This is a genomic window from Oligoflexia bacterium (assembly GCA_035326705.1).
Taxonomy (GTDB): domain Bacteria; phylum Bdellovibrionota_G; class JALEGL01; order JALEGL01; family JALEGL01; genus JALEGL01.
Genome location: DAOLES010000002.1, coordinates 218,751 through 236,117 on the forward strand (window position 1 = coordinate 218,751; position 17,367 = coordinate 236,117).

The following is a 17,367-nucleotide window of genomic DNA, read 5'->3' on the forward strand; positions in this document are numbered from 1 at the left end:
GTAATGGCAAGTAGAGTAACAAAACATATATCAAATAGATTATCCAGTATGGACTATGTCTTGTTAATCAGTATTATGAGTTTGGTTTCTTTGGGAACAATTATGATTTATAGTGCTTCGTCTCTATTAGCAGCTGAAAAATATGGTTCAAGTGCATTTTTTTTAAGCAGGCATATTTTTGTTTTGTTGCTAACTCTAATACTGATGCCAGCAGTCTATTTTATAAAAATTCATTGGTTAAAAAAAACAGCAACATTAATGCTCTTGGTGGCAATCATAGGGCTTATTTTAACAGTATTTACTGATTTAGGTGTAACCATGAACTATGCCAAACGTTGGCTTAATCTAGGATTTATGCGTATACAGGTTTCTGAGTTTTTAAAGCCTATCTTGGTTATTTATCTCGCATCTTATCTTTCACGTAAAAAAGATAAACTACATTCTTTTTCAGATGGTTTACTACCATTGTTAATTATTTTAGGTTTAATTGTTGTTTTAATGATGAAACAACCAGATTTTGGTTCAACGGCAGTTATCGTAGCAAGCTGTGGGTTGATGATGTTTGTTGGTGGCGTTCGTTTATCGTATTTGTTTACGCTTTTGGTTTTAGGGCTTGGAGGTGCAGCGGTTTTAATTGCAAGTGCACAGTATAGATTAGATAGGTTTACTACTTTTTTAAATCCCTGGAATGACCCTAGTGGTAAAGGCTTTCAGATTTTACAATCCTTGGTAGCTTTTCAGCGAGGTGGAGTTTATGGCCAAGGTTTAGGAGATGGTTCGCAGAAACTTTTGTATTTGCCAGAAGCACATACAGATTTTATTTTTTCTGTTGTTGGTGAAGAGTTGGGGTTGATTGGATCATTGTTATTAATTTTCTTTTTTGTCTGTTTTGTTGTCCAGGGTTTAAAATTATCAATTAAACTTAAAGATGATTTTGCTCGTTATATGGCCTTTGGTTTGACGGCACTCATTGGTTTAGAAGCCGTATTGAATATGTCAGTTGTTATGGCATTGTTGCCTACAAAAGGCTTAACGCTTCCTTTTATAAGTTATGGACGATCATCTTTACTGGCCAGTCTCTTTTGTGCAACACTGCTACTTTCACTTTCTTCTTCGGTTGGTCTAATTCAACGTAATGCAAAAAAGGTGTCAGTATGAAGTGGGCTTTTGTTGCAGGAGGAACCGGCGGGCATATTTATCCGGCTATTGCAATTGCTGACTATTTAAGGAGCAATCAACTGGCTCAGGACATTGTATTTTTAACAACGGAAAAAAAACTGGATCAGGAAATTATAAAAAACGCTGGCTATACCTTTTATCCTATGAGTGGATCTGGATTTAACCAAGCAGGCATCTTACAAAAATTAAAGTCCTTACTTGGCTTTGCAAAAATTTTTTTCAAAAGCAGACATTTAATTAAAAAACATCAATTTGATTGTGTGATGGGCACAGGAGGCTATATGTCTGCGCCAGTTTTATGGGCAGCGCATTTAGCGAAAAAAATCACAGCCACTTTGGAGCCTAATGTTGTTGTTGGATTAAGTAACAAATGGGTTAGTTCATTTGTTAATAAAGTTTTTTTTGCATTTGAAGAAAGTAAAAAATATTTAGACAAAAAAAATTGTGTTTTTAGTGGTAATCCAATCCGACAAAGCATTCTTAATATTGCACCACCTCAAAATAAAACAAAAAAGATTTGTGTAATGGTTTTTGGTGGTTCACAGGGGGCCAAACAAATCAATGATTTGTTGATTGAAGCCATGCCTCATTTAGATGAAAATCAAGAACAAGTTTATTTTGTTCATCAAACAGGTAAGCATGGTTATGAAGATGTATTAAAAACATATCAAAAATATAATATTGAACATGAAGTGCATGAGTATATTTATGATATTGCTAAAGCTTATGCTCAAGCGGATATTATTATAGGGCGAGCAGGCTCTAGTGTTCTTGAAATTGCAGCCTGTGGGCGGCCTAGCATTTTAATACCCTATCCTTATGCAGCGGATAATCACCAACAAGAGAATGCGGCAGTGATGGAAAAAAATAATGCTGCTTATGTATTAACCGGGGAAAAAATTGATATTCATCAGTTTGTTTCTTGTTTAAAAGATTTAATCGTTAACCAAGAAAAAAGAGAAATGTTGAAAAAGGGTGCTTTACGCTTAAGGCATGATCAAGCTGCGCAAACCATTGTTAACCTTTTGATGCAGGAGGGTAAGCATGCATAAAAATTGGCAACAATGGGAAAAGTCTTTAAAGAAGATTGCTGGATTATCTGTACATAAAAATGCATCTTTAAAAAATAAAACTAGCTTTTCCAACATGTCTTCTGCCAAGTGGTATGTTGTTGTTGAACAAAAAAATGCTTTGAAGCAACTGATTGTTTTATTTAACGAATGCGGCCTTGATTGGAAAAAAGATTGGGATGTTTTGGGTAAAGGGTCCAACACGCTTTTTAAGGATGAAGGCTATGCTGGATGTATTGTTGACTTATCAAAAGCTTTTGCCAGTTATGAATGTATAAGTAACAGTGCTGAGGGTAAAACATATAAAGTTGGAGCGGGTCTTTCTAATGTAGTTTTGCTCAATCATTTACGAAAAGAAAAATTAAAGGGTTTTGGTTATGTTTTTGGTATTCCTGGAAGCATAGGAGGCGGCCTGATCATGAATGCAGGAACACCTTTGGGATGGTTTGGGCAAAATGTGATTAGTGTTGAGGGCTACCATGTTAATGGTGAATATTTGAAATGGGATGTAAGTGAGAAAGATTTTGAGTACCGTTCGTTTAAAAAGAAAAAAGACTTTATTGTGACTGAACTTAAAATGTTTTTTCAAGCCAGTGATGATTTAACTATTGAACAAGAGATCAAACAAGCAAAAGAGAAGCGAAAAAACCAGCCTTTAGACAAACCAAACTTTGGTTCGGTATTTAAAAACCCGTTACCTTTGTTCGCCGGACAGTTGATAGAAAAAGCCTTATTAAAGGGAACAGTGATAGGGGATGCAAAGATTTCAGAACAGCACGCTAACTTTATTATTAATCAAGGACATGCAAAGTGCTCGGATGCTTTAGCTTTGATAGCTTTAATGAAATCAACTGTAAAAACAAAATTTAATGTTGATTTACAACAAGAAGTGATTGTGATGGGGGATGCATCGTGAAATTAGATCAAAATCTAAAAATTGTAGTTCTTCAAGGTGGATTTTCAAAAGAAAGAGAAGTTTCTTTAAAGACTGCAAAAGCAATTGTAAGTGCCTTAGAAGAAGGTGGGTTTAAAAATGTTGCTACAGTAGATGTCAAACAAGGTTTTGTAAAACAGTTATTGACCCAAGATATTGATGTGGCAGTTAACGCCCTCCACGGAAATTATGGAGAAGATGGTACTATTCAAGGTTTGTTAGAAAGTTTAGATATTCCTTATACTGGAGCGGGAGTGGAGGCTTCTGCTTTATGTATGAATAAATTTGTTTCAAAACTACTCATGCAATACAACGGAGTAGCGACTGCGGATTATCAATATATAAGAATAGAAGAAGCATTTAAAGATATTGAGGCTAAGGCAGATGCCTTAGGTTATCCTTTAGTAATAAAGCCATGTCACGAAGGTTCTACATATGGTTTAAAAGTTGTTCAAAAAGCAGAAGATTTTTTAGACAGCTATGAATGGTGTAAACCTTATGGACAAACATTTATTTTAGAAAAATATATATCGGGCAGAGAAATAACAGTTGCTGTTCTTAATGGCAAGTGTTTGCCCATAGTAGAAATTAGCCCAAAAAGTGGTTTTTATGATTATGAGGCAAAATATACACCAGGTAAAACAGAGTTTGCATGTCCAGCTCAATTAAGTTCAAGCTTACAGCAGCAAGCAGAGACTCTTGCTTATAAATCTGCACAAATTTTAGGAGTGTTGGATTTTTGCCGGGTAGATATGATGCTTGATAATGATCAAGCGTTTGTTTTGGAAGTGAATACTTTACCTGGTATGACTCCAACCAGTTTATTTCCAAGAGCGGCCCTAGCAGCAGGGATGTCGTTTTTTGATCTTTTACAAGTCTTGATTTTTCAGGCTTTGCAAAGAAAGGAAAAGACATGAATCGTTATCATAGGCCGGTCTTAAATGTTGGTGCATCGGATAAGAAAATTTTTTTGAAAACTGCGTCAAAAAAGAGGAAACTATACGTTTTTTTTGCTATTCTCATCATTATTGGTGGCCTAAGTGTATATAGAATTCAAGCAAATAGACAGACTGATATGCAAGGAATAGCATTAGGTAGCAATACTTTGACGGTGATAAAAGAAAATGTGGTCACTATTTTAGAGCATGCAAAGGATTGGTTTGGACAAGTGTATACAAGTATTCAACAGCGTTATCAACAGCAGCAGGAACTTAAAAAACAAGAGTTAGATTTTATTTTGCAAGAGTATTCTGAGAATGAAAACTTATCTAAAGTTGTTTTTGGGAAAAGTTGGGTAGGACAAAAACTATTTGAAAAGCATCAGCTCACTGATTTTGCTACGGTTAAGTTAAATAGATTTTATCAGGTAAACAGAAATGCATATATTCTGGCGGAAACACCTAAAAAGCTTTTGGGTGTGTACCCCATATTATCTGGTCCTTGGAGTCAGAAAGAAAGCCATTCTTTAACTGAAGAGGATAGACGTATTTTAGAGCAAGGAATAGAGTTATTGGCTTTGTTTAACCAATACCCTAAAATAAGTACGATTTTATCTGAAGTTAATTATAATCCAGACTATGGTTGGGTTTTGTTTTCAACAGCACCAGGTATGACAGTGACTTTAGGTAGAAAAGATTTTCAGGAAAAAGCACAACGTTTACTGCGTGTTATGGATCAGTATCATGGCAATGTAGGTAGTGTAAAAAGTATAGATTTAGATTACAGTGAATTAGCAATTGTAAAATTAAGAAAAGGAGAGCAGCATGGCCAATCATAAAGACAATTTAATTGTTGGTCTGGATATTGGGACAACCAAAGTCTGTGCGATTGTCGGGGAAAAAAGTGACAAAGGTATAGATATTGTTGGTATTGGCACCGCTGAATCAAAAGGCTTACGTAAAGGAGTGGTCATTAACATTGATTTAACTGTTCAGGCTATTGCTAAAGCTATTGAAGAAGCTGAGTTAATGGCTGGCTGTGAGATTTCTTCTGTATATGCCGGTATTGCTGGAGGTCATATTAGAGGTTTTAATAGTCATGGTGTTGTTGCTGTTGGCGATAGGGAAGTAAGAACCCAAGATGTGGATCGGGTGATTGATGCAGCTAAAGCAGTTGCCATACCTATGGATAGAGAAGTTTTACATGTTTTGCCCAAAGAATTTATTGTTGATGATCAAGATGAAATTAAAGATCCAGTGGGCATGTCAGGGGTTAGATTAGAAGCTAAAGTTCATATTGTTACAGCAGCAGTCACATCAGCGCAAAACATTGTGAAATGTGCCAATAAATGCGGCTTAACGGTAGAGGACATTGTTTTAGAGCAGTTAGCATCAGCTGAAGCTATTTTGACCCCGGATGAAAAAGAACTGGGTGTAGCTTTAATTGATATTGGTGGTGGAACGACAGATATTGTCTTGTTTGCACAAGGAGCAATTCAACATACTTCAGTGATTGCATTAGGTGGGCAACATTTTACCAATGACATTGCAGTTGGTGTTAGAACACCTACAATAGAAGCAGAAAAAATTAAATGTGAGTATGGTTGCGCGGCAAGAGAATTAGCTACGGATACAGTGATTGATGTGCCTAGTGTTGGTGGACGTAGTGCAAGAAAAATATCAAAACATTTATTAAGTGAAATTATTGAGCCAAGAGCAGAAGAGTTATTTTCTTTAGCAAAAAGAGAAATTGACCGCAGTGGTTTTTCTCATCTACTTGGTTCAGGTATAGTTATCACCGGTGGTAGTTCAATGTTAGAAGGCATGAGTGATGTTGCTGAAAAAGTTTTTGATTTACCAGTTAGGTTAGGTGTTCCTCAACATATTGGTGGTTTGGTTGATGTTGTAGCAAGTCCACGGTTTGCTACTTCTGTTGGTCTTGTCTTATATGGGGCAAAGCAATCACAGAGTGGTCATCAAAAACATTATCGGGAAAAAAGTTCTGGTCCGTATTTAAAAGTTTCTGATCGAGTTAAGCAGTGGTTTGGAGAGTTTTTTTAAGTTTAAGTATGAAACAGTATGACAAAAGCAACAAAAAATACAGATAGCAGTAATAAAGAAAAAAGCAGAGGAGATCAGTGTATGTTTGAGTTTGAAGAAGTAAGCAATGTAGCAAAAATTAAAGTCATTGGTGTTGGTGGTGGCGGTGGAAATGCCGTAAACACAATGATTGAAGAAGGTTTATCTAATGTTGACTTTATCGCTGTTAATACTGATGCGCAAGCACTCAATGCTTCAAGGGCTGATCATAAAATGCAAATTGGCGAAACCTTAACCCGGGGTTTGGGTGCTGGAGCCAATCCTGAAATTGGACGAGAAGCAGCTTTAGAAGATAGGGATAGAATTGCAGAACATATTAAGGGCGCAGATATGGTATTTATCACCGCCGGAATGGGTGGAGGAACAGGAACCGGTGCAGCACCTATCGTTGCTGAAATTGCCAGAGAAAGTGGAGCTTTAACCATCGGGGTCGTAACCAAACCTTTTATTTTTGAAGGTAAGCGTAGGAAACGTCATGCTGAAGAAGGTATTGATATTTTACAAAGTACTGTAGATACCTTGATCACGATTCCTAACCAACGCTTGATTAATCTTGCTGGAGAATCGACATCTATGGTGGATGCTTTTAAAAAAGCAGATGAAGTTTTATTGCAAGCTGTGCGCGGTATCAGTGATTTGATTACCATTCCAGGATTGATTAACTTGGACTTTGCTGATGTAAGAACCATCATGGATGGTCAAGGTTTGGCCATGATGGGTACTGGACAAGCAACAGGTGAGAAACGTTCTCTTGAATCTGCTCAAAGAGCTATTTCTTCACCGTTATTGGAAGATATTGATATTCATGGAGCAACCGGTGTTCTATTAAATATTACAGGCAGCTCGAATATGACCTTACATGAAGTGAATGAAGCTGCAGTGATGATTCAAGAGGCGACGCATGAAGATGCCAATATTATTTTTGGTGCTGTTATAGATGAACGTATGGGTGATGATTTAAGAATCACAGTGATTGCAACTGGTTTTGAAAATCAAGACAGTAAACGTGATCATGCGTTTAGTCCGCAAAAAACCAGAGTCTATTCAAACCAGAGAGTGGGTGTAGGCTTACCTTCATCTGCTCCACAAGCAAGAAAAGATAAAGATATACCGGTTGAAAATTCATTGCTAAAGTTGCGAGATATCGATTCTTTAGAGTTTAGAAAACGTATTAAAGAATTAGGTGCAGATGCTTTTGAAGAAAGTGAATACGACATTCCAACTTTTTTACGTAAGCAAGTGGATTGATTTTAAAGGGCTAGGTTGAGTCTATGTCTTTATGCGTTGTATTGCCCTGAAGCTTAAGCTGTTGCAGAAAAATTGATAAAAAAGCAACATGTTTGAAGTGAAAGGAAAATAATAACTGTTCACAAATTGTATATAATAGACAAGACATATTCAGCCCCGAGTTTAATGCTTGGAAAATGTTAATGCTGAGTTTGCATCAGTTTTATATTTGGAAAAACTAAAAGTTTTTTGCAATTCAAGTTGGTATTTTAAAGTCCTACTGACTAAAGCGTTTTATAGGCAAAGAAGGCAATGACAATACTGACAGCCAAAGCCAATAAAGTTATAATGACTTTGACCAAGAGTGAAGCATCGCCAACATTGGTCAACGCAGAAAGGTTGGATAAGCCTGTTTTTGATTTGTCTAAATCTTGAAGATCACCGGTAAAAACTTCTGTCTTTGAATGTTTTAAAGATTCTAGGAGCTCTTTTTGTGAAGTATCCATGAATAACATCTTTGTTTTAGAATGCTTGGCTAAAATTGCGCGTTCATTTTTATAGTCTAAGGTATCATTGGCCTGGACTTGCTTTTGTCTAATGGCAAGTTCGAGTGCTTTAAATGAATCAAAATCTCTCTGTTGACCATTTTTATAGGTCACACGTGGGTGAGTGAACATGTTATCCAAAAGATTGGATAAGACACTGCTTTTTCTATTGTAGGTTTTTTCTGGCTGTGGGAGATCTTTGTCTGGGGTTTTTGATAATGTGTCATTAATCCATAAGCGTAAATTCTCTTCTGATATATTACCATCGATAGCGGACAGTTCTGCTTCAGCTAAAGATTTTTCTGGTTTTTGTAAACTGAAATCACTGCCTAAAATTTCAAAATATTTTTCTTGTTCATTGCCAATAGATTTATGCAGGAAACTTTTTTTTTTGCAATGTGGGCATGTAATAAAATCATTGGGTTTTTCAAAGTTGATGTTTTTATGCGTATAATTGTGTTGGCAAGCATTGCAACATAGCATTAAGGATAAAGACCCATTTTCACCGCGGTTCATGCTTTATTTATGCCATGTTTTGAGTGTTAAGACAAAAAATTGAAGCTTACCTTTCTAGTTTATTTATATGCATAACATTTTAATAGGATTGCTCGTTAGCACTATTAGGTTGGTTTAAGCATGATTTTGGGTCTAGGAAATTTTAACTCAAAAAAGAAAATGAATTTGATCTTCATGCAGGCTTGAGTTAGTTAGCTTGCATGATTATAGGTGTACCTAAAGAAGTTAAAGATCACGAATATAGAGTTGGCTTGACAGATGATGGCGTCATGCAGTTATCGCAGCTGGGGGCAAAAGTTATTGTTCAAAAAAATGCTGGAGCGGGTTGTGGTATTACCGACGAAATGTATCAAACTGCAGGTGCACAGATTATAGAAACAGGCAAAGATGTTTGGCAGCAAGCAGACATGATTATTAAGGTTAAAGAACCTTTGCCACAAGAGTATGCCTTGATTCAGAACAATCAAATTATTTACACTTATTTGCATTTGGCCGTCTTTCCAGAGTTGACTAAAGTACTGTGTGATAAAAATGTTTTTTCAATAGCTTATGAGACCATTGAAGGTAAAAAAGGAGGTCTACCACTTTTAAAACCTATGAGCGAAGTTGCTGGAAGAATGGCTGTGCAGATTGGCGCAACCTATTTGCAAAAAGAGCATGGTGGCAGGGGTGTTTTATTGAGTGGAGTCCCAGGAGTATCCAGAGCCAATGTTACCATTATTGGTGGTGGTATTGTAGGAACCAATGCCTGTAAAATTGCTGTAGGTATGGGAGCCAATGTGACTATTTTAGATGTGAATGTTGATCGTTTAGAGTATTTGGATGATATTTTTTCTAATAAAATTACAACATTAAAGTCAACACCAGCCAACATTCAAAAAGTAATTTCTTATACTGATTTATTGGTGGGAGCAGTACTTATTCCTGGTGCCAAAGCACCGCGTTTGGTGACCAAAGAGATGTTAAAAGACATGCATGCAGGTAGTGTGATTGTTGACGTGGCTGTTGATCAAGGGGGCTGTGTTGAAACTTGCAAGCCAACCACGCATGACAACCCTACCTATGTTGTAGAAGATGTGATTCACTATTGTGTGGCCAACATGCCTGGTGCAGTCCCAAGATCTTCAACTTTTGCGCTAACCAATTCAACTTTAGACTATGCTAAAAAAATTGTATCTATGGGCGCATTAGAAGCAGTGAAGACTGATCCTTGCTTAGCACCGGGAGTGAATACCTATAAAGGTAAAATAACATGTAAAGCAGTTGCAGAAGCTTTGGATCAAGATTATACTCCACTTGCAGATTTAATATAAGTACTAAAGGTAGCCGGTACCTTTTGGTACATTAAGTAGAGGTATTCTATGAGTGAGGCGTATATTCGAGATTTAGATTTTGTTAATGCAGATCTTTTGTTGTCTGATGAAGATAAAATGGTAAGGCAAACGGTCAGGGATTTTGTTGATCAAGAAGTTCTACCTATCATCCAAAAACATTATCGTGCAGGTAGTTTCCCAAAAGAGCTGGTTAAGCCTATGGCCAACTTGGGTTTGTTAGGTGCTAACTTACATGGCTATGATTGTGCCGGCATGGGATCTAAAGCCTATGGTTTAGTTATGCAAGAGCTTGAACGAGGTGATTCGGGTATTCGTAGTTTTGCCTCAGTGCAAGGGGCATTGTGCATGTATCCTATTTATGCTTTTGGTTCAGAAGAGCAAAAGCAACAATGGTTACCTAAAATGGCTGCAGGTGAAGTCATTGGTTGTTTTGGATTAACGGAACCAGACTTTGGTTCTAACCCGGCCGGGATGATTACCCGGGCAGAAAAAAAAGGCAATAAATGGATTATTCATGGCACCAAGATGTGGATTACCAATGGATGCAATGCTCATATTGCCATTATTTGGGCCAAGACTGAAGATGGAATTCGTGGCTTTATTGTTGAAACTGATAGAGAAGGCTTTGAAGCTACACAAGTCACCGGTAAACTTTCTTTGCGTGCCTCAGATACGGCTGAGTTAAGTTTAGACCAAGTTGAAATACCTGAAGAAAATATGTTGCCAGAAGTAAAAGGTCTAAAAGGCCCCTTAAGCTGTTTAAGTCAAGCCAGATACGGTATTGCTTGGGGAGCAATAGGTGCTGCTAAAGCCTGTTTCTCTGAAGTGTTGTCTTATTCAAAAAATAGAATTCAGTTTGATAAACCCATTGCCTCATTTCAATTGGTCCAACGTAAACTGACCAATATGGCTACAGAAATTACCAAAGCCCAGTTATTGGCCAATCAATTGGCAGAGCTTAAAGATAAAGGTCAAATCAAGCCTGCGCATATTTCTATGGGAAAAATGAATAACGTTAAAATGGCTTTGGAAGTGGCCAGAGAAGCGCGTTCTATACTGGGCGGTAATGGTGTGTTGGATGAGTACTGTTCCATGCGCCATATGATGAATTTAGAATCAGTGTTTACTTATGAAGGCACAGATGACATCCATACCTTGATTGTTGCACATGAGTTAACAGGTATACCTGCCTACAACTAAACTAAGCAAGCATCTTGTTCATGTCTTAAAAGTTTTTGTTTTAAAGCTAAGCCACCAGCAAAACCAACCAACTTTTTATTGTGACCAATGACCCTGTGACAAGGAATAATGATGGGGATATTGTTTTTGTTGTTGGCCATGCCAACAGCTCTATAGGCTTTTGGGTGTTTTATTTTTTCTGCAATATCTTTATAGCTGGCAGTGCTAGCATGTGGGATCTTAGTTAGTGCCCTCCAGACTTTTTGCTGAAAAGCTGTGCCGGCTTGTTGGGTAACCAAGTCAAAACTTTGTCTTTTACCTGAAAAATATTCATCAAGCTGAAAAAAACACTTTTGACTTAAGTTTGAGGGAGTTGTTTCTTGTGTAATGATTTCTTTTTTATAACGAGCTAAAAAATCTTGTTTATCCGTTCCAGGGAGAGATAAAGCAAAAATAGAGTTTTGATCATGCAATAGAAAAACAGGCCCCCAGGCACTTTGATGCTGTGCCAGGTAATAGGGCATACCTTAATAACTCCAACGTAATAAAGAAGCACCCCAAGTATAGCCAGCGCCAAAAGACGCTAAAACAATCAGGTCACCTTTTTTAAAGATTTTTTCTTCACTGGCTTTAGCAATACATGTAGGAATTGTGGCAGCTGTAGTATTGGCAAATTTGTCAATATTGGTAATAACTTGTTCGTCTTTGAGCTTTAATTTTTTTTGGCACATATCTATGATGCGCATATTGGCTTGGTGCGGGACAAAATAATCAATATCACTGGGTTTTAGATTATTTTTTTCTAAAAGTTCTAAAGAAACATCAGGCATTGCTGTTACAGCTTGTTTAAAAACAACTTTGCCGTCTTGTTGAGCGTAATGTTCTTTATTTTCAACTGTTTCTATGCTGGCGGGTTTAACGCTCCCACCGGCGGGCATCTGTAGAAACTGTTCACCGTGACCATCAACATGGTGGATGTAATCTAAAATTCCAAGTTCAGAGGCTTTATCTTCTCTTTCTAATAGAACTACACCACAACCATCACCAAAAATAACACAGGTATTGCGGTCTTGAGGGTTGATGATTGCACTCATGACATCTACGCCAATAACCAAAGCCTTTTTAACACTGCCAGCTCTGATGAATTGGTCAGCAGTTGTTAAGGCGTACAAGAATCCAGAACAGGCTGCATTAAGATCAAAACCCCAGGCATTTTTAGCTCCAATTTTAGCTTGAACAATACAAGCAGTTGCTGGGATTGGTTTATCAGGCGTAATGGTGGCACAAATGATTAAATCAATTTCTTCGGCACTCATTTTTTTTTGTTTGAGAAGTTTTTCTATGGCTTTGGTTGCCAGATCACTTGAACCAGTTCCTGGAGAAACTTTTCTGCGTTCATGAATACCTGTTCTGGTTCTAATCCATTCATCAGAAGTATCAACAATTTTTGCAAGGTCGTCATTGGTAACAACTTTAGTTGGGTAATGTTGAGCAGTAGCAGTAATGGTTGATCGATATTGACTCATAAGAAATTTGCACTAACGTATATTGGCATAAAGTTCAAGGTGTATGAAGAATAGATGTATTTTGTTTGGACCATTGTTTTGCCTCCCAATGGTATAAAGTTCTGGTACTGAAGCGATGTTCTTGTTGTGAAACTTGAAAAATATCCCAGTAATGTGGTGTGAAAAGGATGACATCATGGTTGGGAGCGGGCTGATCTAAAGGATAATTTTTAATAGTATTGCTATGAAGGTCAATATTTTCAGCATCAAGATAATAAGCTAGACGAACTTCATTGCGCATACATTGCCAGGCACTTTTTTGTAAATCAAAGGGTTTGCTGTCGGTTGCGCTTAAAACTTGTGGTCTAGCATGCCATATATATTGTGTAGAAGCAGCCAGGTCCCAATAGCAGCCAGAAAAAAGTTCTCCTTTTAAAGCTGAGTCATATTTTCTTGAGCTTTTATGTGCGTTGATAAAAAAAACCTTTAACTCAGGATGATAGTTGATGTGAACAGTCCTTTGAAAAATTTTTTGGTCATGCAGGGTTGCAATTTGACCGTAAGCTTTAGCTGAAACAAAAGATTGTTCAATGCTAGCAATAATATCTTTGGGTAATGGAATGGAGGGCAATTTATTGTTCACGTAAAGTTGATTTATCAAGCAATGTCATTATTGTAAACAATATGTCGGCCAGATTTTATAGAGACCCGGATGTAGTGATTGTAGCAGCTAAAAGAACTCCTTTTGCTAAAATTCAGAGTTTGTACAAAACAACTTCAGCATTAGATTTAGCTAAAATGGTTTCAGAAAAAACCATCCAAACAGCAAATCTTGAGCCGAGTATGATTGATCATTGTGTTGTGGGCAGCGTTTTAGTTTCAGGGCAAAATCATGCTTATTTGCCAAGACATCTTAGTTTAGCACTTGGGTTTAATCTGGGTTGTCCTTCTTATTTGGTGAATCGTTTATGCGGTTCTGGTATGCAAGCCTTGGTTGAAGCTTTTATGATGATAAAAGTCAATAAAGCGAAATGTGTTTTAGCGGTTGGAGTTGAAAGCATGAGTCAAGCCGCCAGTTACAGTTTTGACAATAGGGTAGGTTTAAAGCTTGGGCATACAAACTTGATTGATAGTGTTGCGGGTATTTTGCATGATCAATGGATTGATTTGCCCATGGGTCAAACTGCGGAACTGATTGCAAAACAATATAATTTTTCTAGAGAACAGTGTGATGAATACGCGCATGAAAGTCATAAAAAATATAAAGCAGCATGGGATGAAGGGTTTTATCAGCATGAAATGATTGCTGTTGAAGGGCAACCTGTACAAGACGAATTTTTTAGATTGCCTAATAAAAATGACTTAAAAAAACTTACACCTGTGTTCTCAAAAACAGGAGTGCATACTGCGGCGTCTAGCAGTGGTTTGGCTGATGGGGCAAGTGCCATTGTGTTAATGGACAAATATGAAGCAGATTTAAAGGGTATTACTTATCATACAATTGTTAAAGATTATGCAGTAACGGGATGTGACCCAAAAACCATGGGCTTAGGACCTGTTGAAGCTATACGACATGTATTGAACCAACAGCAATTGTCCATGCGTGATATTTCTTTGTTTGACATAAATGAAGCTTTTGCAGGACAAGTGATGGCGGTCAAGCAAGACTTGGGTATTCCTAAGCACCGTTTAAACATTCATGGTGGATCGTTAGCGATGGGGCACCCCTTGGGAGCCAGTGCCAATAGAAACGTGGTGACCTTATCTCATGCTCTTAGAGAAAAAAATAAAAATTATGGCATTGCCTCAGCATGCATTGGTGGTGGACAAGGGATTGCAACCTTATTGCAAAACATTTCTTAGTTTTTTTATGCGCTTAAACTGTAGGTTTCAGAGAGTGTTTGAATTTTTTCTGCTACAGCTACATGCTCAAGTAGACTTTCTTCTTGAGTAATATTCAGCAGAACTATTTCCTGTAAAGCTTTTTCAGTGTTGGGTAGATGTGGGGGTCTAAGCATGACATTGATTAATGCATTGTTGTGGGCAGCTTCAAAATCTTTATAGATAAAGTGACAGTGTTTTTTTAAACTATTGTAAAAAAAGTTTCTTTCTTCGGCGTGAACTCTCAGTGGTATGACGTGTTTGCTAGCAATGGATTGTGAGTCATCTTGATATATAGTGATATTAGGTGTGCCAGATAAATAATTGCTATATACAGTATGGATTTGTTGCAAATGAGAAAGTTTATTATCTAGTTCATTAAGATTAGATAAGCCTAAAGCACCAAGAAATTCACTCAGCTCATGCAAAACCGAATAAGGTTGTTCAATGTTTGGGCGAACCATTTTTGCAATGTGAGTATGGTCGGTGACACATAATCCTGCTTGACTGGGACAAAGTTGATTTTTGGGATGAGAGTCAAAAAAAGCAACATCAGCAAAAGTTCCCAGCTTTTGATCACGCCAAAAAGAACCAAAAGAGGATTGAATATCTTCTATAAGCAAGATCTTGTGTTGACGGGCTAAATCTTTAAAAAGATGGGCTTGATTAGGAATTCCAAAAGGATATGAAAGAATAATAGCTTTTGTTTTTGGGTTAATTAAACGTTTGCAGTGTTCAAACGACATGCTGTATTGGCTGGGGTTGAGGTCTGCCAGTACAGGGACAATTTTTTTTTGTAGCAAGGCATTAACAGTTTTTGACATGCCAAATGATGTACAGATGATTTCATCACCAACACCAATCTCATGTCCCTTTAGAACATTGATTATAGACGTTACTTTAGAATCAATATTGATGGCATACAATGAACCAAAGTATTGAGCGAGTTCGTATTCATATTGTTTGGCATAATTACCTAAGAAGTAAGCATCACTGCTATGAATATTTTTTAACAAGTCTAAAAAATAAGTATTTTTTGCAGCAGACGAATTTAATGAACTCAAAGTTGGCATTGGCTTGATATTACACCAAAATCTATTGGTTACAAAGACTTAGAGCCTGTTTTTAAAAAAAACTTAAGGTTTTTTTTATAAGTTAAAAATTTAATTCGTTATTTTTTAGAGAACAAATGTTATAGGAGTGTGTTGATGGATCAGTATATTTTTGAAAGTAAAGATTTTGTTAGTGAAGTGCATACCCTAAAGACAGGTTCATATGCTCTGGCCAGTATGCAGTCTCCTGCCAAAAAAACAGTTAATGAAGATGCATGTTGTTTTTTTTCTGTGTCATCAAAGTTAAATATTTCGGTGGTTTGCGATGGAGTGGGGGGCAGTCCAAATGGCAATAAGGCAAGTAGATTGATTGTAGAAAAAATAAAAGCCGCCTGTTTAAGTAAAAAAAAGCAGAAAATTAGAAATGCAATTTTGGATGCTATAGAAGATGCCAATGACGCTATTTTAAAAAATGATGATGGTAGTTTAAGTACCTGTGTGGTGGCGGAAATTCATCCAACTTGGGTAAGGTTTTATCACTGTGGTGATTCTATGGGATTGATTTTAAATGAGCAGGGAGAGTTGATATATTATACTGTTTCTCATGCTCCCCTAGCATATGGTCTTGAATTGGGTGTTGAGCGGTCACAGTTGCAACATATAAAAAATTTGGTTAATAACGTTGTAGGAAGCACAGATTTAAGAATAGAGATGAGCGCAGAAATTCCTCTTGAAAAAAATGACCGTATTTTTCTAATGAGTGATGGATTAAGTGACAATTATAAATTTACAAAACTTTGTAAAAAGCTATCAAAAGCAACAGATCTAAGGTCTTTATTAGATGACTTGAAAAACGAGACTTTAGAAAGAATGCTGTCAGTTGAAAAGCGGGAATTTGGCGGCCCAGATGATTTGACAGTAGTTGCTTATCAAACCAAATAGTTCTTAGGGGATTATTTCTAATAAGGGTATGTACAGTAGTTATGAACTTTGATGGACCTGAAAAAAAATGTGAGCTACGCCTTTTACCCAACAAAAAAAGTTTAAGGGCTTTAGGCTATGACTTTTGGGAAAACATTGTTCATCAGGCCAGAGCTCAAATTTTATCACATATTACAAATGCTAGCTGCGACGCTTACTTGTTGTCTGAGTCAAGTTTGTTTATCTATGATCACAAATGCTTAATGATTACCTGTGGCCAAACAGATTTAGCCAAAGCAATGAATGAACTTGTTCTTTTTTTGGGTCAAGAGGATATTAGTCAGTTTATCTATGAAAGAAAAATAGGGCATTTTCCTGAGCAGCATCCTTATCAAATTGAAGATGATTATAAGTTATTGAGCAATCATTTTAAATTAGAAAGAAAAGTTTTTAATCAAGAAGAAATTTCACCGATTCACTTTTTTTCTTATGAAAAACCAAATTTTGAAACTGAAGAAGATGGAACAATAGAAATTTTGATGCATGATTTAAATCCGGAAGTTTTTTCTTTATTTTCTAATGACCAAAAAAATAACTTTCATGATTCCAATGCCTATCAAAAGATAAAAAAACTGCTTGAAGGTTTTATCATTGACGAATACTTTTTTGATCCATGTGGTTATTCGCTTAATGCAATTCATGGTAAAGAGTATGCAACCGTTCATGTTACACCACAAAAAGTAGGATCTTATGTAAGTTTTGAAACCAATATGTTGCACAGAGGGGAGCGTTTAAATCAAATTGTATTAGATTGTGTAGAGATTTTCCAATCCAATACATTTGATGTGGTGGTTTTTGATACTAAAGAAATCAATTGGAAAAATGAATTGTCTGAGTCATATATTGTTGAAAAGCAGCAAGAACATTTGATTCAATCTCAATATCACTTAATGTGTAGACGTTATGTTAAAAATAAATAAAGGTAT

At 36.7% G+C, this 17,367-nt stretch carries 17 protein-coding genes; 12 read left to right on the plus strand and 5 right to left on the minus strand.

Features of this window, described 5'->3' with window-relative positions; all coding sequences use genetic code 11:
• Positions 1–3: 3 nt before the first annotated feature.
• The 7 genes from ftsW (at position 4) to ftsZ (ending at position 7,469) form a co-directional block, all read left to right on the plus strand.
• On the plus strand, positions 4–1,158 hold the full coding sequence (gene ftsW / locus PKC21_04120; GenBank protein ID HMR24524.1) for a putative lipid II flippase FtsW: 1,155 nt from the start codon (positions 4–6) through the stop codon (positions 1,156–1,158).
• Complete coding sequence (gene murG / locus PKC21_04125) at positions 1,155–2,231, plus strand: undecaprenyldiphospho-muramoylpentapeptide beta-N-acetylglucosaminyltransferase (GenBank protein HMR24525.1); 1,077 nt, start codon at positions 1,155–1,157, stop codon at positions 2,229–2,231. The genes ftsW and murG overlap by 4 nt, the downstream gene beginning before the upstream one ends.
• Complete coding sequence (gene murB / locus PKC21_04130) at positions 2,224–3,165, plus strand: UDP-N-acetylmuramate dehydrogenase (protein HMR24526.1); 942 nt, start codon at positions 2,224–2,226, stop codon at positions 3,163–3,165. Before murG ends, murB begins: the two co-directional genes overlap by 8 nt.
• Positions 3,162–4,100: a D-alanine--D-alanine ligase gene (locus tag PKC21_04135; protein ID HMR24527.1), complete on the plus strand. Its 939-nt coding sequence runs from the start codon at positions 3,162–3,164 to the stop codon at positions 4,098–4,100. The genes murB and PKC21_04135 overlap by 4 nt, the downstream gene beginning before the upstream one ends.
• Positions 4,097–4,960, plus strand: coding sequence for a cell division protein FtsQ/DivIB (locus tag PKC21_04140; protein HMR24528.1), 864 nt, complete (start codon positions 4,097–4,099; stop codon positions 4,958–4,960). Before PKC21_04135 ends, PKC21_04140 begins: the two co-directional genes overlap by 4 nt.
• Entirely contained in the window at positions 4,947–6,182 is a 1,236-nt protein-coding gene (ftsA, locus tag PKC21_04145; protein HMR24529.1) for a cell division protein FtsA, read from the plus strand. The genes PKC21_04140 and ftsA overlap by 14 nt, the downstream gene beginning before the upstream one ends.
• Positions 6,183–6,263: 81 nt before the next feature.
• Positions 6,264–7,469, plus strand: coding sequence for a cell division protein FtsZ (gene ftsZ, locus PKC21_04150; protein ID HMR24530.1), 1,206 nt, complete (start codon positions 6,264–6,266; stop codon positions 7,467–7,469).
• A 263-nt stretch (positions 7,470–7,732) separates the two neighbouring features.
• On the opposite strand, the gene PKC21_04155 is transcribed toward ftsZ, so the two are convergent.
• A complete protein-coding gene (locus PKC21_04155) occupies positions 7,733–8,509 on the minus strand; it encodes a hypothetical protein (protein ID HMR24531.1) in 777 nt (258 codons plus the stop codon).
• A 200-nt stretch (positions 8,510–8,709) separates the two neighbouring features.
• Here PKC21_04155 and ald point away from each other — a divergent pair, with 200 nt between their 5' ends.
• On the plus strand, positions 8,710–9,822 hold the full coding sequence (gene ald / locus PKC21_04160; protein ID HMR24532.1) for an alanine dehydrogenase: 1,113 nt from the start codon (positions 8,710–8,712) through the stop codon (positions 9,820–9,822).
• Positions 9,823–9,870: 48 nt separating this feature from the next.
• A complete protein-coding gene (locus PKC21_04165) occupies positions 9,871–11,043 on the plus strand; it encodes an acyl-CoA dehydrogenase family protein (protein HMR24533.1) in 1,173 nt (390 codons plus the stop codon).
• On the opposite strand, the gene PKC21_04170 is transcribed toward PKC21_04165, so the two are convergent.
• Genes PKC21_04170 through PKC21_04180 form a run of 3 tightly spaced genes read right to left on the minus strand, consistent with a single transcriptional unit; the run spans position 11,040 to position 13,170 of the window.
• Complete coding sequence (locus PKC21_04170) at positions 11,040–11,546, minus strand: methylated-DNA--[protein]-cysteine S-methyltransferase (GenBank protein ID HMR24534.1); 507 nt, start codon at positions 11,544–11,546, stop codon at positions 11,040–11,042. The genes PKC21_04165 and PKC21_04170 overlap by 4 nt on opposite strands.
• A gap of 3 nt (positions 11,547–11,549) precedes the next feature.
• Positions 11,550–12,548 carry a beta-ketoacyl-ACP synthase III gene (locus tag PKC21_04175; protein ID HMR24535.1) on the minus strand — a complete coding sequence of 333 codons (999 nt, stop codon included), beginning with the start codon at positions 12,546–12,548 and terminating at the stop codon, positions 11,550–11,552.
• Between the two features lie 34 nt (positions 12,549–12,582).
• A complete protein-coding gene (locus PKC21_04180; GenBank protein ID HMR24536.1) occupies positions 12,583–13,170 on the minus strand; it encodes a hypothetical protein in 588 nt (195 codons plus the stop codon).
• Positions 13,171–13,211: 41 nt separating this feature from the next.
• Here PKC21_04180 and PKC21_04185 point away from each other — a divergent pair, with 41 nt between their 5' ends.
• Positions 13,212–14,390 (plus strand): thiolase family protein, encoded by a 1,179-nt coding sequence (locus tag PKC21_04185; protein ID HMR24537.1) that lies wholly within the window; start codon positions 13,212–13,214, stop codon positions 14,388–14,390.
• Between the two features lie 5 nt (positions 14,391–14,395).
• Here the strand turns inward: PKC21_04185 and PKC21_04190 are convergent, their stop codons facing one another.
• The gene (locus tag PKC21_04190; GenBank protein ID HMR24538.1) at positions 14,396–15,481 is read right to left on the minus strand and encodes a DegT/DnrJ/EryC1/StrS family aminotransferase; all 1,086 of its coding nucleotides are present in this window, start codon (positions 15,479–15,481) and stop codon (positions 14,396–14,398) included.
• Between the two features lie 135 nt (positions 15,482–15,616).
• Here PKC21_04190 and PKC21_04195 point away from each other — a divergent pair, with 135 nt between their 5' ends.
• Positions 15,617–16,402 carry a SpoIIE family protein phosphatase gene (locus tag PKC21_04195; GenBank protein ID HMR24539.1) on the plus strand — a complete coding sequence of 262 codons (786 nt, stop codon included), beginning with the start codon at positions 15,617–15,619 and terminating at the stop codon, positions 16,400–16,402.
• Positions 16,403–16,443: 41 nt separating this feature from the next.
• Complete coding sequence (locus PKC21_04200; GenBank protein HMR24540.1) at positions 16,444–17,361, plus strand: hypothetical protein; 918 nt, start codon at positions 16,444–16,446, stop codon at positions 17,359–17,361.
• Positions 17,362–17,367: the final 6 nt, after the last annotated feature.

What these genes read in the sequence shown, in the direction of transcription:
- ftsW (HMR24524.1), top strand. Translation starts at nt 4, where the DNA reads ATGGCAAGTAGAGTAACAAAACATATATCAAATAGATTATCCAGTATG.
- murG (HMR24525.1), top strand. Translation starts at nt 1,155, where the DNA reads ATGAAGTGGGCTTTTGTTGCAGGAGGAACCGGCGGGCATATTTATCCG.
- murB (HMR24526.1), top strand. Translation starts at nt 2,224, where the DNA reads ATGCATAAAAATTGGCAACAATGGGAAAAGTCTTTAAAGAAGATTGCT.
- PKC21_04140 (HMR24528.1), top strand. Translation starts at nt 4,097, where the DNA reads ATGAATCGTTATCATAGGCCGGTCTTAAATGTTGGTGCATCGGATAAG.
- ftsA (HMR24529.1), top strand. Translation starts at nt 4,947, where the DNA reads ATGGCCAATCATAAAGACAATTTAATTGTTGGTCTGGATATTGGGACA.
- ftsZ (HMR24530.1), top strand. Translation starts at nt 6,264, where the DNA reads ATGTTTGAGTTTGAAGAAGTAAGCAATGTAGCAAAAATTAAAGTCATT.
- PKC21_04155 (HMR24531.1), bottom strand. Translation starts at nt 8,509, where the DNA reads ATGAACCGCGGTGAAAATGGGTCTTTATCCTTAATGCTATGTTGCAAT.
- ald (HMR24532.1), top strand. Translation starts at nt 8,710, where the DNA reads ATGATTATAGGTGTACCTAAAGAAGTTAAAGATCACGAATATAGAGTT.
- PKC21_04165 (HMR24533.1), top strand. Translation starts at nt 9,871, where the DNA reads ATGAGTGAGGCGTATATTCGAGATTTAGATTTTGTTAATGCAGATCTT.
- PKC21_04170 (HMR24534.1), bottom strand. Translation starts at nt 11,546, where the DNA reads ATGCCCTATTACCTGGCACAGCATCAAAGTGCCTGGGGGCCTGTTTTT.
- PKC21_04175 (HMR24535.1), bottom strand. Translation starts at nt 12,548, where the DNA reads ATGAGTCAATATCGATCAACCATTACTGCTACTGCTCAACATTACCCA.
- PKC21_04185 (HMR24537.1), top strand. Translation starts at nt 13,212, where the DNA reads ATGTCGGCCAGATTTTATAGAGACCCGGATGTAGTGATTGTAGCAGCT.
- PKC21_04190 (HMR24538.1), bottom strand. Translation starts at nt 15,481, where the DNA reads ATGCCAACTTTGAGTTCATTAAATTCGTCTGCTGCAAAAAATACTTAT.
- PKC21_04195 (HMR24539.1), top strand. Translation starts at nt 15,617, where the DNA reads ATGGATCAGTATATTTTTGAAAGTAAAGATTTTGTTAGTGAAGTGCAT.
- PKC21_04200 (HMR24540.1), top strand. Translation starts at nt 16,444, where the DNA reads ATGAACTTTGATGGACCTGAAAAAAAATGTGAGCTACGCCTTTTACCC.